Below are 14,057 nucleotides of genomic sequence, written 5' to 3'. Positions count from 1 at the left end.
TAGGTCCATATCCTACGCCCGTACATGGGAGGCAGTCAGCTGTCGGCCTAATAACGACAACGGTACTGCACGGCTGATCCACCCTAATCCTCCACCAACGTGGAGGACACCACCATGAATACCATTGCTAAGTATCGGCATCAACCATGGAATAAGGGAAAGCTTGTCGGACAGAAAGCACCGATCCGAGTCAGGGATATCTGGGCGATCCGAGTGAGGCTTCAGCTTGCTGAGAAGACGAGGGATTTGGCGCTGTTCAATTTGGCTATCGACAGCAAGCTGCGTGCCTGTGACTTAACCAAGCTGCGAGTACGAGACATAGCTCATGGGGAGCACGTGTCGTCACGGGCTATCGTGATGCAGCAGAAAACCCGTCATCCCGTGCAATTTGAAATTACCGAACCAACTCGAACGGTTCTGGAGGCTTGGATGCATCAGGCGTGCCTTCGCAGCGAGGACTTCCTGTTTCCGAGCCGACTGCACGGTTCAGACCATTTATCCACCAGGCAATATGATGGGATAGTCAAAGCATGGGTAACGACTATTGGCCTTGACCCAACCATGTACGGTACTCACACGCTGAGGCGAACCAAGGCAACGCTGACCTATCGTAGGACGAAGAATCTGAGAGCTATCCAGCTCTTGCTTGGTCTTACGAAGCTCGAAAGCACCGTTAGATACCTGGGAATAGAAGTCGATGATGCTTTGGAAAATGGCATAACAGACGGAGGTTTGACCGCCACTGCGACGGTTGATACTAGACCGTCGCTATCGGCCAGAAGCTGCCACCTAGCCTAAGAGTCGTCGTCGCCGCCCCGCAGCGCGCAAGGGGACGGGCGTTCGATGACGCCGGTTTTTTGCGGGCCGTTGACCCGCTTCTGCGAGCCTCGGCGGGCACCTTGGGTTGATCGTGTTACCGATCAGCGAGCGTCGAGCTACGCCCGTTGAAGCGAATGGGGCCACACTCAGTGCGCTGTTAACGAATCGTTGCGCGAACCTGGTCGGTCCAGTTGCAGATTACCGTACAGGGCACGTCTCGATTCTGGAGGAGCAGGTTGCACAGTGCTTTTCAAAGCTGCGAGGCCAGCCCGGGAGTGCGACCGTCCCACTATCTTGTAGTCCCGGCTGAGGGAGCCTGGCCTGTGTCTCGTGCTGAGTTATCCATTGTTTCGCGGTGTAAGCTGCTTTCGCCGCCGCGGTTGGATGTCCATATCTAGCGCCATGAGATATGGCGAGTCTCGAGTGCTTGCCATAGAGCGCAGGTGGAATAAGCCCCGGGTGTTTCAGGTTTCCACCGTGATGGCTGGCGATGAGGTTGAAGAACTTTAGTGATTGCGGAAGGTTGAAAAAAACGGACGAAAACTCCGCGTCGGCGGGACACAATGTGTAGCCGCGCCACTCTTCGTGCAGCAGCGCTGAGAAAGCTATCCCCGTGTTGTTGTTATTCGATTTGACGCCGGGAGCCGGTACGCACTTTACCAGCCAATCACCCCGTGACGATTGAACGGTATTGAGCAATGTGGGCCAGACCATCAGATTGCCCTGACGATACAAAATTATCGCTAAGCGCCACGAGGTCGGGGAAATTCGTTGACCGGAACTGAACCGCCCTTGATTAGGCACCAGCCATTTTCGGTCATTTACTGCACGTGAATCCCAGCGGATCCTCAAACCTCGTGATCCATATAAGGGTTGGCCTAGTGCTGCGCCAGCCCAGTGGTCCATATCCCAATGCGAAAGGACCACAGGAGCGCCGGGTTCAATTGTTGAGGAGGCCAAAGGGTCGAGGGGAGGCGTGGGTAAGGTGTTATAGTTCCACCCCGTCGGCACACCGAAGTCGAAGAACATGCGAACCTTTGGCGCTGAAGTGGGACACTCATGTGTATCGACCAAGGCATTCCAATTAGCTTGCCCAACGTCATAGACCGTTATCATCGGGCTCCTGATGTCAGCGACCGCGAGATCCAGCAGCTGTTTAATCTGCGCCTTTGTCGCCCGCGGAGCGCCTTGTAATCGGGAAAAACGATTCAATTTATTCTGTGTACGACGGTTGGTGAGCATCTCTACGCCTGTTACACGAACCCTCTCAGGTACCTCATTAGCTAGTGCTCGCAACGGTTGCAGGAGCCCATTGCTACCTGCGCCATTGTCGAGTACAAACTTTACCTCGTACCAACCCGTCTCTGTATTGCCATCTGAATGCAAACTGCTGATCTTTTTAAACAAAGGTGACCCTGGATCAAGTGCGACAATCCATGTTTTCGGTATCCATTCAGCTCTATTCGAGAAAAGCGTCTTGGCCGCTCCCTTGAATGACTGCACATCAACGCCATCAAGAATTATTGGTGAATGAGGACCTGACTCCCAGCGATCCTCATCCATGCAGGCGTATATGGTTTTCTCTTTAAGTCCCTTTGCCATAAAAATGTCCAAAACTTTATACGTCGCTTCCGGTGGGGCAGCCGCAGCTGCGAACCCTTGATACCAATCTTTTAAGCCTCATTTAGTAATGCATGAAAATCGTAGATTGCCAAATTCATTCGAAGGCTTTCCCCGCACTGAAATCCAGGCAAGAGGCGAGTGGATGGAAAGCTCCCCACGCCAGCATCCAGCCCACCAGTAAGCTGATCGATAGCGAGCCTTCAGAGCTCCTACTGGCAACCGCCCAGCACCTGTTGGTACGCGAGAGTAGTGGTGCCTCGCATCGCTCTTCCGATAATGACCTTGATCTGGCCGGAGCTAACGCACCAATGGTCCGTGATGGTTGGTTTGAACGGGGGCTCTAGATTTTGCGCAGAGAGCAAAAGGGGATGCGGCGGAAATCTTGGACTACCTGGAGGTAGTTCATGTATTCATACGAAGACCGCATCCGAGCGGTCGAGCTCTACATAAAAGTGGGGAAACGCATTGGGGTAACGATTCGTCAGCTGGGCTACCCGACGAAGAACTCTTTGAAGAGCTGGCATGCAGAGTATGAGCGATGCCTCGACCTGCCGCGTGGCTACGAAACCTCGAAGTCGAAGTACTCACGTACCCAAAGGGAAAGGGCTGTCGAGTACTATCTCGAACACGGTCGCAGCATCGCCGCTACCGTCACGGCGTTGGGCTACCCTGCACGGGATTCGTTGCGTGCCTGGACTTACGAATTGCACCCCGAGTTGCATACGCGTGTCGTTGGCCGATCTGACGGGTTGGCCCGCCCGGCAGCGATGAAGCATGCAGCGGTCATCGCGCTGTGCACGCGAAAAGAAAGTGCGAAAGCCCTGGCTGAAAACCTAGGCGTATGTAGGCCGACCTTGTACCACTGGAAAAACCAGCTACTCGGCCCAGAGGTATCTGCATCCATGAAACGCCGACTAGAATCCCCATCGTCATTGGAGCAAGAAGAGTTGGAACGACAACTCGAATCTCTCAGGCTCGCCGTGCGCCGTCTGCAGCTTGAGCACGACCTGTTGATGAAGGCGAATGAACTCATAAAAAAAGATACGGGCATCGACCGGCAGATCCTGACCAATCGGGAGAAGACATTGCTGGCTGATGCCCTGAGACAGACGTACTCCTTGTCAGAGCTGCTTGAGGCGCTGGGCTTGGACCGAAGTTCCTATTTCTACCATCGAGCCCGAATGCAGGTGGCGGAAAAATACACCGACGTGCGTCGTGCGATGGCAGACATCTTCGAGCGCAATCATCGCTGCTATGGCTACCGACGGATGAAGGCTTCGCTGAGCCGGCAGCGCGTGCATTTGTCAGAGAAGGTGGTGCAGCGCTTGATGAAGCAGGAGTGCCTGGTCGTCGCTAAGCCAAAACGGCGTCGATACGGTTCCTACCTCGGGGAGATCAGTCCCGCGCCGGAAAATCTCGTCAACCGGGACTTCACAGCTGTTGCTCCGAATGAGAAATGGCTGACTGACATCTCGGAGTTCCAGATCCCGGCCGGCAAGGTGTACCTGTCTCCAATCATCGACTGCTTCGATGGAAAGGTTATCAGTTGGTCGATCGGCACGCGTCCCGACGCCGAGCTCGTGAACACGATGCTGGATGCCGCTGTCGAAACGGTGGCCGGCAACGATAAACGGCCTGTGGTTCACTCCGATCGTGGCGCGCACTACCGCTGGCTCGGCTGGCTATCGCGCATCGCTGATGCGAAGCTGATTCGTTCGATGTCACGCAAGGGCTGCTCACCAGATAACGCGGCTTGTGAAGGCTTCTTCGGCCGGCTGAAAACGGAGCTGTTTTATCCTCGCAACTGGCAGTCAACGAGCATCGAGCAGTTCATTCAGGCCCTGGACTTATACATTCGCTGGTACAACGAGAAACGCATCAAGATTTCCCTCGGCGCTCTCAGTCCCGTTGAGTATCGTGAGAGCCTGGGCTTCGCGGCATAACCAGTCCAAGTTTTTATCCGCATCCCCGCTAGGCACACTGGTACGGTTTCTCTGAATTAGAGCTGTGCGAGCCGCCAGCCAAACGTCCGGTCGGCTCAAAATCGCTGCCAAATACTAAAGCCGCATCAAGAAATCTTTGGGCTCTTTTATCTGATCTCTTAGCCAGTGTGCGACTGACTTCGAGACCGAACTGAGCCTGCAATGACCACCTATAGCTTTTCACCTTACGTTTTCCTTTCATCATGACCTCTGACAGGAGCCCCTGGCACGCTGCTACCGCTCTCAACGCGACATTCAATGGAAAAGTGGGTAGCCCTTCAAAGAGCAGGTGTCGACGACCGGTGTGGATGCGACCCTAAAAATATTGCTATAGCATATATAATCTATCGTTTTACACAATGGGCCCTCTCTGGGCACGACATCGGAGCGCTGAGTGATATTCCTTTTCGACCCAAAGCATAAAGAGGTAAGAACGTGGACCCATTGCGAAATAGAGGGGCTATGTTTCATTGCTACGATTACGTCAATTCAAACCGGTCAACAGAACCGCGCAGCAATGGTTGAGTGTGCGTATGAGCTACGGCACTACCTTTTAACAGCCAAAGACGTAGTGGTCAGGCACGTACACATGATGTGCCCACCCTCCATAAGCGGGCGCAGCGCCTGGGCTTTAGAAGAGCTTGAAAGCATTGTTGCTTTCACTGGAGTGGACAACGACCAGAGTGCCGTTCTATATCGGACATCGATAGCCAGCTACAAGCTCGGGGAGCTAGATCTTCGAAGGAAGAAGTATTCCCGAGTTCTGTTTTCCGCTCGCCATCTCAAACAACGCTCTCCGGTAGCTTCCGATGCTCCGCGTGACGAACGGTACCCTCAGATGTTCGCGCCTCTATGGACACGTTGAGAACGATCCGAGCGAAAAAAAAATCACATAGAAGAAAAAATTCATATATCTCTATAGCGTATAGCTCTTTAGTCCGCAGCAAGGCTTTATCGTGCCTTTTGCGGGACAGCAAATGGATCTCAAAGAGGCTTTCGGATTCACCGTCAAATCTATTCGTCGTGCCAAAGGGCTCCCTCAAAATGCAGTTGGCATAAATCAGGGATACATCAGTGAACTCGAAAGCGGACAGAAAACCCCGACTCTGCCCAAAATGGCTGCTATTGCTAGGAGTTTAGGGATTCATCCCCTGACGCTTCTTGCTGCGGTCTACACCAACATGGAGCAGGAGGATTCAAAGCAGCTTTTAGCCAGAGTAAATAACGAACTCGATAGTTTGAGTTAGCATTTAATGAGAGAAAATGCCACGTGTTCATCCTTGCAAACGTACCTGCTTGATTAGTGGATCAGATGAGATGCTGTGGTCGCGGCAGATACGCCTACGTGAAGACACTGGTCAACAAGGTTAGTCCGCTTGAAGACGGCGGCTTTAAATATTGAATTTCACCTAAGCCTCCAGCGCCGATTGGCGCGGCAAGTCGCAAACTTGGAGAGTGTTTTCGGCTGCGGTGACCTGACCGAGCACTACGGCTTTGCCGTGTTACCCGCGCGATCGCGTAGACCCAAGGACAAAGCCAAGGTCGATGTTGGTGTGCAGGTGACCGAGCGCTGGATCCTCGCGGCCCTGCGCAACCGCCACTTGTTCTCGCTGGGCGAACTCAATACGGCCATCGGCGTGCTGCTCGGACGACTTAACCACAGGCCCTTCAAAAAACTGCCCAGCTCACGCCGCTCAGCCTTCGAAACCATCGACCAATCAGCGCTTCCACCGCTGCCAGAACATCCGTACGTCTATGCCGGACAAGGTACGGATGCACATTGACAACCACGTCGAAGTCGACGGTCAGTACCAACTGGTGAAGCTCCAACTAGCAGCCCGCGTGGCTTGGACAAATCCCTGAGCTTGCAACTGGGCAGCGGCCGGTGGCTGCGCGAAGGGCTGAGCCTGATTATCGGCGGCCAGACCGGCTTGGGTAAAACCTGGCTCGCTTGCTCGCTGGCCCACAAGGCCTGCCGGGAAGGCGACAGCGTGCGTTACCTTTACATAGTTCTATTTAATAAAAAATATTTAACAATCAGTAGGATAATCCTAAAAATAGCGTTTCGTTACGAATAGTAGATTCTGTCATTCGCCTTGCTGTACGCATGCTGATGGAGCGTCATGGCTATGAGGTCGTCGCGGAGACTGATAACGGTGTGGACGCATTGCAGATGGCGCGCGAGCATCTCCCTGATATCGTGATCCTCGACATCGGTATCCCCAAGCTCGACGGTCTGGAAGTAATCGCTCGTCTGTCAGCCATGACATTGCCATTCAAAGTTCTGATTCTGACTTCTCAGGCGCCAGGTCACTTCTCCATGCGTTGCATGCAGGCAGGCGCTGCGGGGTATGTTTGCAAGCAACAGGATCTGACCGAGCTGCTGAGTGCAATCAAGGCGGTGCTTTCAGGCTACAGCTATTTCCCCAACCAGGCGCTGCACACTGTTCGCTCCAGCATGGGAAACGCGAGTGAATCGGACATGGTAGACCGTCTTTCCGGCAGGGAAATGATGGTTCTGCAGCAGTTGGCCAGAGGCAAGACCAACAAGGAGATCGCAGACGGCATGTTTTTGAGCAACAAGACCGTCAGCACTTATAAAACCCGGTTATTACTCAAGCTCAATGCACATTCGCTGGTTGATCTGATTGAGCTTGCCCAGCGTAACGGGCTTGTCTGAGGCGGGCAGGTCATATTCGGCAATCAGTAAGCCGTGTCCAGTGCCTGGGAGCGTCTCTCTTTAGAGCTGCTTCCAGGGCTCGGCTCTGGCACGCAATATGTCTGGCGTCTCGCCCGGCGCTGCGCCTAAAAGTCGAAGTCGTAATCGGCCAGTTGTCTTTGCAAGCGCCGCTCTTCAAGCAGGTTATCGATGGTCCGGCGCTTGCTCAGGTTGGTCTTCGCCGGCTCCACAACCACAGGTTCGATTTCGTCAGTTTCAACGACGACGATCTCATCGTCTACATCCAGCTGCTCATTGCCAGTACTCATGAAGTTGACTCCAGGGCTTGGGCTTTCTCTGGCGCTTCTTATATCGACAATCCGCAGGCGGGTAAAAAAGATTTTTTCAATCGATAAAGTGGCAACCGCCCGTCTGCCTCAATCGTCTGATGTCTTGTGCTTGTAATCGCACAGATCCTCTATGCGACAACTGCCACAGCGTGGCTTGCGGGCCTGGCAAACGTAGCGTCCATGCAGGATCAGCCAGTGATGCGCATCGAGCAGATAATTTTTCGGCACAAATTTCATCAACTGCTTCTCTACCTCCACCACGTTTTTCCCGGGGGCGATGCCTGTTCGGTTGCTTACGCGAAAGATATGCGTGTCTACGGCCATCGCTATCTGGCGAAACGCGGTGTTGAGTACAACGTTGGCGGTCTTGCGTCCCACCCCTGGTAACGCCTCAAGGGCTTCACGGGTCTGCGGCACTTCGCCATTGTGCAGCTCGATCAGCATCCGGCACGTTTCAATCACGTTTTTGGCTTTGCTGTTGTAAAGACCGATTGTCTTGATATACCCGGAAAGCCCTTCAACGCCGAGGTCGTAGATTGCTTGTGGCGTATTGGCCACTGGATAGAGCCTGGCGGTCGCCTTGTTGACGCTCACGTCGGTGGCCTGCGCGGAGAGGATCACCGCGATGAGCAATTCAAAAGGCGTGGTGTAGGCCAGCTCGGTTTTAGGGTCCGGATTGTCCTCATGCAGCCTGCGGAATATTTCCTGACGTTTTGCAGCATTCATGGACGAAGCGTTTCCTCGGAATTGATCGGTGCAGACGCTGATAGCAGCGCCTGCAGTGCCTGTTCGGCAGCCTCGTAGTGGCGTTGCAGCGTCACCAGCTGCGCGGCTTGCTCCGCAATGGGCGGATGACCAAAGGCCTTGAGCGACTTGTTGAGCTGGGCACGACTCATCGCCAGCGCAATCCTGGCTTTTTTCAAGGCTTCGTCCGCGGCGCCAGGCCTCTGGTTCTGTTCAGTGTTTGCGGCAGTTCGAGGTGCTGCTTCACGAAGTGATTCCATTCGCTGTGAGCGGGCAATACGTTCTGCCAGTCGAGCCTGCTGTTCGCTGCGCAGCCTGGCGTTTCTGGAGTCGAAACGCCGCCGTGCATGAGTGCGCTTGTGCTGCCGGGCGATTTGCAAGTCACAGGTCGGTGCCAGTCCGCCCACGATCGGTATGACCGTTGCAGAGGGTAGCGGATGCATTTCAATGCAGTCCACCGGGCACGGTGCGACGCACAGGTCGCAACCTGTGCATTCCTCAATGATCACGGTGTGCATCAATTTCGCTGCCCCGACAATGGCGTCTACCGGGCAGGCCTGGATGCATTTGGTACAGCCGATACACTCGGCCTCGCGAATAAAGGCGACTTGGGCAGGTGCCGCTCCGCGCGCCGTATCCAGGGGCAATACCGGAACAGCCAGCAGCTCTGCCAGTTGAATGATGGTTTCGTCACCACCTGGCGGGCATTTGTTGATGGCTTCACCGCCCGCAATCCCTTCCGCATAGGGCTGGCAGCCGGAATGTCCGCACTTGCCACACTGAGTCTGGGGCAGCAGCGCGTCGATACTCCGTATCAGTTCCACGTCGGGAAGTATGCGAATCGATTCAGTCATGATCGCGCCAGGTAGCGACAGCAGGTATGTCTTTCGAAAGGCGCATTATCGGCCATATCAAGGTGCTTGCGAATGTACGAAGGCCCGATACCCGCTGTTGAGCGGATACCGGGCCTTGTCCGGGTTACTTGATGCGTTGACCTGGTTTGGCACCGCTGTCCGGGCTGAGCAGGTAGATTTCTTCACCGCCAGGGCCTGCCGCCATCACCATGCCTTCGGAAATGCCAAAACGCATTTTGCGAGGTTTGAGGTTGGCGATCATCATGGTCAGGCGACCTTCGAGCTCGGACGGGTTCGGATAGGCGCTCTTGATTCCGGAGAAAACATTGCGCTGCTCGTCGCCGATATCCAGCGTCAGGCGTAACAGCTTGTCGGCGCCCTCGACATGCTCGGCCTTGAGAATCAGCGCCACGCGCAGGTCGACGGCTGCAAAGGTGTCGAAATCGATTTCCGCAGACAGCGGTTCCTTGGTCAGTTCGCCATTGCCGACCGGCGCTGCACCAGTATCGGTCTGCGTAGCGGTCAGGTCTTCTCTGGATGCAGTGGCCATTGCTTCTACCTTGGCCGGGTCGATCCGGGTCATCAGTGCCGAGAACGGATTGAGCTGATGGTTGACCAGCAAGGTCTTGTGATCTTCCCAAGTCAATGGCGCGACGTTGAGGAACTGCTCTGCGTCGGCGGCCAGGTTCGGCAGTACCGGCTTGAGGAAAATGACCAGTTGGCGGAACAGGTTGATGCCCAGTGCGCAGACAGCCTGGACCTCGTCCTGTTTGCCTTCCTGTTTGGCCAGCGCCCAAGGTGCTTTTTCTGCGATGTAGGCATTGGCGCGATCGGCCAGTGCCATGGTTTCGCGCATGGCGCGGGCAAAGTCGCGGGCTTCGTAAGCGTCGGCAATGCCTGGCGCAGCTGCCAGAAATGCATCGGTGAGTTCAGGCGCGGCATTGGCCTGGACCATCACACCGGCATTGCCTTTGTGGATGAACCCGGCGCAACGGCTGGCAATGTTCACGACCTTGCCGATCAGGTCGGAGTTGACCTTCTGCACGAAGTCTTCGAGGTTCAGGTCCAGGTCATCGACGCCACGGCCCAGCTTCGACGCATAGTAATAGCGCAGGTACTCGGGCGACAGATGATCGAGGTAAGTGCGCGCCTTGATAAAAGTGCCGCGCGACTTCGACATTTTCTGGCCATTGACGGTCAGGTAACCGTGAACGTTGATGGCGGTCGGTTTGCGCAGGTTCGCGCCTTCGAGCATGGCAGGCCAGAACAGGGCGTGGAAGTTGACGATGTCCTTGCCGATGAAGTGGTAAAGCTCGGTGGTCGCGTCCTTGCCCCAGTACGCATCGAAGTCCAGGTCCGGACGACGCGCACACAGGTTCTTGAAGCTGGCCATGTACCCGATGGGGGCATCGAGCCATACGTAGAAATATTTGCCGGGCTCATCCGGAATCTCGAAACCGAAATACGGCGCATCGCGGGAGATGTCCCATTGCTGCAGGCCACTGTCCAGCCATTCGGCGATCTTGTTGGCAACCGCGTCTTGCAGGGTGCCGCTGCGCGTCCAGCTTTTGAGCAGGGTGTCGAAGGCTGGCAGATCGAAGAAGAAGTGTTTCGAATCCTTCAGGACAGGCGTCGCCCCGGAAATCGCTGACTTGGGGTTCTTCAGATCAGTCGGCGCGTAGGTCGCACCGCACTTCTCGCAGTTGTCGCCGTACTGGTCTTCGGCCGCACATTTCGGGCAAGTGCCCTTGATGAAGCGGTCGGCCAGAAACATGTTCTTTTCAGGGTCGAAATACTGCGTCACCGAACGCGTGGCGATATGACCGGCATCGCGCAACCGCTTGTAGATCATGCTCGACAGTTCGCGGTTTTCATCCGAGTGTGTCGAGTGGAAATTATCGAAGTCCACCAGGAAGTCGTCGAAGTCGGCGCTGTGTTCAGCCTTGACGTTGTCGATCAACTGTTCAGGGGTGATGCCTTCCTTTTCAGCGCGCAGCATGATTGCCGAACCGTGAGCGTCGTCCGCACAAACATAAATGCACTGGTTGCCGCGGTGCTTCTGGAAGCGCACCCACATGTCGGTCTGGATGTACTCAAGCATGTGGCCAAGGTGAACGGGACCATTGGCATAGGGCAGGGCGCTGGTAACGAGAATCTTGCGTGGCTCGGACATGGGGCTCGGCTACTTGAAGTGAAACGGAGGTCGGCCACTATAAAGGTCTGAGCAATTTTTTTCACCCCGCGTGGCTGTGGGAATGCTCCTGTCACTGGGTTGAAATCATGTGGCTGCCTGGCAGAACAGGTACGATAGCCGCCTGTTTCAGTCAGTCTTTTTCGGAGTAAGCCCATGAGCGCAGTCAATCGCGCAGCGGTGGAGACGATTCTTCGCCAGTACACCGACCCCTACCTGAACCTGGACCCGGTCAGTGCCGGTTGTGTCAGGGCCATTGAAATTCAGGACGCTCGCGTCAGCGTGCAGCTCGAGCTGGGTTATGCCGCTGACCTGTTCAGAAATGGCTGGGCGCAAGTTCTCAAGACCGCTATCGAAAACCTCGATGGCGTGCTGTCAGCCAGCGTCGACATAAAAAGCGTGATCGGCGCGCATAAGGCACAGAGCCAGATCCCGGGCCTGGCCAATGTGAAGAATATCGTCGCTGTCGCATCCGGCAAAGGCGGTGTCGGCAAATCCACGACAGCTGCCAATCTGGCATTGGCGTTATCTCGCGAAGGTGCACGGGTCGGGATTCTCGACGCGGATATTTATGGGCCAAGTCAGGGGGTGATGTTTGGCATCCCTGAAGGCACGCGGCCAAAGATCAAGGATCAGAAATGGTTCGTGCCGATTGAGGCGCACGGTATCGAAGTGATGTCGATGGCCTTTCTGATCGACGACAATACGCCGATGGTGTGGCGCGGGCCGATGGTTTCAGGCGCATTGCTGCAACTGGTCACGCAGACTGCATGGGATGATCTGGATTATCTGGTCATCGATATGCCGCCTGGTACGGGAGATATCCAGCTCACGCTGGCGCAGAAGGTCCCGGTCGCGGGTGCTGTGATCGTTACCACGCCTCAGGATCTGGCGTTGCTGGATGCCAGGAAAGGTGTCGAGATGTTCCGCAAGGTCAGTATTCCGGTGCTGGGCGTTGTGGAAAACATGGCGGTACACATCTGTTCGAACTGCGGTCACGCCGAGCATCTGTTTGGTGAAGGCGGCGGTGAGAAGCTGGCGTCGCAATACGATGTCGAGCTGTTGGCATCATTGCCGTTGTCGATGCTGATTCGCGAGCAGGCAGATGGTGGCAAGCCGACGGCTATTGCCGAACCGGAAAGCCAGATTGCGATGGTCTATCAGGAACTGGCGCGTCACGTCGGCGCGCGAATCGTGCTGCAGGAAGCGGCGAGCCCGGCGATGCCGACCATTTCTGTCAGCGACGACTGATGGTGTAACGATTTTTCGGCGGGGGAGGCGGTAGCAGTTCTGTCTCCCTTGATCCGTTTGGGATCATGCGCGATTACTCAAATGGCGGGCAATAAAAAACCCCGCTTTTGAGGGCGGGGTTTTTAAGCGAATCAGTACAAGTTAGATAACTTGAACTTCTTCAGCTTGCATGCCTTTCTGACCGCGGGTAGCGATGAAAGAAACCTGTTGGCCTTCTTTCAGGCTTTTGAAGCCGTCGGATTGGATAGCTTTGAAGTGCACGAACAGGTCGTCACCGGATTGTGGAGTGATGAAGCCGAAGCCTTTTTCATCGTTGAACCACTTAACGGTACCAGTTTGGCGATTGGACATAGTATATCTCCTTGGACAAAGTTAACTGCGGCGTAGGAAGAGCCCTGGCCGAGACTGAGTGCAAAGAGCTGGAAAATTCATGGAGATGGTTGGATCGAAATTCAACATCGTGTAGAGATTCTCAGTGACACAAGCAACACAGTGACGCCACCTTAACCCTTTTTTCCGAACGTGCCAATGGTCTGTTGATGATTATTTCCATTCGCAGCCGATCGACGCCGCGCTCCGTCCAAACTCTCTCTCTGTTGTCTTTGAACCGTCGGCCCCACCCCGGTAAGATGCCGGATAACTTTTTTACCTCGCTATTCAGGACATCGCCATGAGCATCAAATCGGACAAGTGGATTCGCCGCATGGCGCAGGAACACGGGATGATCGAGCCCTTCGTGGAGCGTCAGGTGCGAGGTGAAGGTGCCGACCGTGTGATCTCGTATGGCGTGTCCAGCTATGGTTACGACGTTCGCTGCGCAGACGAATTCAAGGTGTTCACCAACATCAATTCGGCCACGGTCGATCCGAAAAATTTCGATGAAAAAAGTTTTGTCGATATCAAAAGCGACGTGTGCATCATCCCGCCGAACTCCTTCGCGCTGGCGCGCACCGTGGAGTACTTCCGCATTCCGCGTAATGTCCTGACCATCTGCCTGGGCAAAAGCACTTACGCGCGCTGCGGCATCATCGTCAACGTGACGCCGCTCGAACCTGAGTGGGAAGGCCACGTAACGCTGGAGTTTTCCAACACCACTACATTGCCGGCCAAGATCTACGCCAATGAAGGCGTGGCCCAGATGCTGTTTCTGGAGTCCGATGAGGAGTGCGAAGTGTCTTACAAGGATAGAGGCGGCAAGTACCAAGGCCAGCGTGGCGTCACCCTGCCGCGCACCTGAGTTGCAGGTCAGGCGACTAGTGGAATTGAATTAATACTCTATTTCGCACTCTATCTGATCACATGCTTTCGCATAATCGTTATGCGCGAAGGCTTTTGATCTGGAGTGCCCTATGAAGACTACTTTCAAAATCTCTGAACAGGCTCAATCTCCTCCGCTTAATGAGATCGGGCTGCTGGCCTGGTCACTCATGGCTCATTCGGACTTGCTTCCGGAGCTGAATATGGTCGGCGGCGGCATTCCGGGTAATCCGGATCCTGATACCCCTCCCCCGGAGCCCACTGAGCCGGGTGGTCCTACCTTGCCGGACGATCCACCGCCTGCGCCTGTTGCCTGATTCATGATCG

General features: G+C 55.1%; 12 protein-coding genes and 3 pseudogenes. 9 read left to right on the top strand and 6 right to left on the bottom strand.

From position 1 onward, the window contains the following. Positions 1–114: 114 nt before the first annotated feature. A pseudogene (locus I9H09_RS18165) lies at positions 115–711 on the top strand (tyrosine-type recombinase/integrase); the annotation flags it as partial. Between the two features lie 306 nt (positions 712–1,017). On the opposite strand, the gene I9H09_RS18160 reads toward I9H09_RS18165, so the two are convergent. Continuing rightward, positions 1,018–2,421, bottom strand: coding sequence for a hypothetical protein (locus tag I9H09_RS18160; protein ID WP_122346505.1), 1,404 nt, complete (start codon positions 2,419–2,421; stop codon positions 1,018–1,020). Positions 2,422–2,846: 425 nt separating this feature from the next. On the opposite strand from I9H09_RS18160, the gene I9H09_RS18155 reads away from it, so the two are divergent. The 5 genes and pseudogenes from I9H09_RS18155 to I9H09_RS18135 all read left to right on the top strand — a co-directional run bounded on the left by I9H09_RS18155 (position 2,847) and on the right by I9H09_RS18135 (position 7,104). After that, a complete protein-coding gene (locus I9H09_RS18155) occupies positions 2,847–4,385 on the top strand; it encodes an IS3 family transposase (protein ID WP_122346507.1) in 1,539 nt (512 codons plus the stop codon). Positions 4,386–5,401: 1,016 nt separating this feature from the next. Then, positions 5,402–5,671 (top strand): helix-turn-helix domain-containing protein, encoded by a 270-nt coding sequence (locus tag I9H09_RS18150; protein WP_065890145.1) that lies wholly within the window; start codon positions 5,402–5,404, stop codon positions 5,669–5,671. 225 nt (positions 5,672–5,896) lie between these two features. Continuing rightward, positions 5,897–6,269: pseudogene (locus tag I9H09_RS18145) on the top strand (IS21 family transposase); the annotation flags it as partial. Continuing rightward, positions 6,260–6,427, top strand: a pseudogene (locus I9H09_RS18140) (ATP-binding protein); the annotation flags it as partial. The pseudogenes I9H09_RS18145 and I9H09_RS18140, both read left to right, overlap by 10 nt. Before the next feature lie 71 nt (positions 6,428–6,498). Continuing rightward, positions 6,499–7,104 (top strand): response regulator transcription factor, encoded by a 606-nt coding sequence (locus I9H09_RS18135; protein WP_413469776.1) that lies wholly within the window; start codon positions 6,499–6,501, stop codon positions 7,102–7,104. Between the two features lie 125 nt (positions 7,105–7,229). On the opposite strand, the gene I9H09_RS18130 is transcribed toward I9H09_RS18135, so the two are convergent. The 4 genes from I9H09_RS18130 to metG all read right to left on the bottom strand — a co-directional run bounded on the left by I9H09_RS18130 (position 7,230) and on the right by metG (position 11,204). After that, positions 7,230–7,412: a PA3496 family putative envelope integrity protein gene (locus I9H09_RS18130; RefSeq protein WP_005889356.1), complete on the bottom strand. Its 183-nt coding sequence runs from the start codon at positions 7,410–7,412 to the stop codon at positions 7,230–7,232. Between the two features lie 108 nt (positions 7,413–7,520). Then, on the bottom strand, positions 7,521–8,159 hold the full coding sequence (gene nth, locus I9H09_RS18125) for an endonuclease III (RefSeq protein ID WP_005889358.1): 639 nt from the start codon (positions 8,157–8,159) through the stop codon (positions 7,521–7,523). Next, positions 8,156–9,031 carry an electron transport complex subunit RsxB gene (gene rsxB, locus I9H09_RS18120; protein WP_122324047.1) on the bottom strand — a complete coding sequence of 292 codons (876 nt, stop codon included), beginning with the start codon at positions 9,029–9,031 and terminating at the stop codon, positions 8,156–8,158. The genes nth and rsxB overlap by 4 nt, the downstream gene beginning before the upstream one ends. A 124-nt stretch (positions 9,032–9,155) precedes the next feature. After that, positions 9,156–11,204 carry a methionine--tRNA ligase gene (metG, locus tag I9H09_RS18115; RefSeq protein WP_053479404.1) on the bottom strand — a complete coding sequence of 683 codons (2,049 nt, stop codon included), beginning with the start codon at positions 11,202–11,204 and terminating at the stop codon, positions 9,156–9,158. Between the two features lie 174 nt (positions 11,205–11,378). Here metG and apbC point away from each other — a divergent pair, with 174 nt between their 5' ends. Continuing rightward, positions 11,379–12,473, top strand: coding sequence for an iron-sulfur cluster carrier protein ApbC (gene apbC / locus I9H09_RS18110; protein WP_122346510.1), 1,095 nt, complete (start codon positions 11,379–11,381; stop codon positions 12,471–12,473). A gap of 141 nt (positions 12,474–12,614) precedes the next feature. On the opposite strand, the gene I9H09_RS18105 is transcribed toward apbC, so the two are convergent. Next, positions 12,615–12,824 carry a cold-shock protein gene (locus I9H09_RS18105; RefSeq protein WP_002554837.1) on the bottom strand — a complete coding sequence of 70 codons (210 nt, stop codon included), beginning with the start codon at positions 12,822–12,824 and terminating at the stop codon, positions 12,615–12,617. A gap of 319 nt (positions 12,825–13,143) precedes the next feature. On the opposite strand from I9H09_RS18105, the gene dcd reads away from it, so the two are divergent. Further along, positions 13,144–13,710 carry a dCTP deaminase gene (gene dcd, locus I9H09_RS18100; RefSeq protein WP_024671406.1) on the top strand — a complete coding sequence of 189 codons (567 nt, stop codon included), beginning with the start codon at positions 13,144–13,146 and terminating at the stop codon, positions 13,708–13,710. Between the two features lie 112 nt (positions 13,711–13,822). Continuing rightward, positions 13,823–14,047, top strand: a complete 225-nt coding sequence (locus I9H09_RS18095; protein ID WP_005889366.1) for a hypothetical protein — start codon at positions 13,823–13,825, stop codon at positions 14,045–14,047. The last annotated feature ends 10 nt before the right edge of the window (positions 14,048–14,057 follow it).

The sequence above is a fragment of the Pseudomonas tremae genome, from assembly GCF_023278125.1.
GTDB lineage: Bacteria > Pseudomonadota > Gammaproteobacteria > Pseudomonadales > Pseudomonadaceae > Aquipseudomonas > Aquipseudomonas tremae.
This window is presented reverse-complemented; position numbering and strand designations above follow the sequence as displayed.

What these genes read in the sequence shown, in the direction of transcription:
- I9H09_RS18160 (WP_122346505.1), bottom strand. Translation starts at nt 2,421, where the DNA reads ATGGCAAAGGGACTTAAAGAGAAAACCATATACGCCTGCATGGATGAG.
- I9H09_RS18155 (WP_122346507.1), top strand. Translation starts at nt 2,847, where the DNA reads ATGTATTCATACGAAGACCGCATCCGAGCGGTCGAGCTCTACATAAAA.
- I9H09_RS18150 (WP_065890145.1), top strand. Translation starts at nt 5,402, where the DNA reads ATGGATCTCAAAGAGGCTTTCGGATTCACCGTCAAATCTATTCGTCGT.
- I9H09_RS18130 (WP_005889356.1), bottom strand. Translation starts at nt 7,412, where the DNA reads ATGAGTACTGGCAATGAGCAGCTGGATGTAGACGATGAGATCGTCGTC.
- nth (WP_005889358.1), bottom strand. Translation starts at nt 8,159, where the DNA reads ATGAATGCTGCAAAACGTCAGGAAATATTCCGCAGGCTGCATGAGGAC.
- rsxB (WP_122324047.1), bottom strand. Translation starts at nt 9,031, where the DNA reads ATGACTGAATCGATTCGCATACTTCCCGACGTGGAACTGATACGGAGT.
- metG (WP_053479404.1), bottom strand. Translation starts at nt 11,204, where the DNA reads ATGTCCGAGCCACGCAAGATTCTCGTTACCAGCGCCCTGCCCTATGCC.
- apbC (WP_122346510.1), top strand. Translation starts at nt 11,379, where the DNA reads ATGAGCGCAGTCAATCGCGCAGCGGTGGAGACGATTCTTCGCCAGTAC.
- I9H09_RS18105 (WP_002554837.1), bottom strand. Translation starts at nt 12,824, where the DNA reads ATGTCCAATCGCCAAACTGGTACCGTTAAGTGGTTCAACGATGAAAAA.
- dcd (WP_024671406.1), top strand. Translation starts at nt 13,144, where the DNA reads ATGAGCATCAAATCGGACAAGTGGATTCGCCGCATGGCGCAGGAACAC.
- I9H09_RS18095 (WP_005889366.1), top strand. Translation starts at nt 13,823, where the DNA reads ATGAAGACTACTTTCAAAATCTCTGAACAGGCTCAATCTCCTCCGCTT.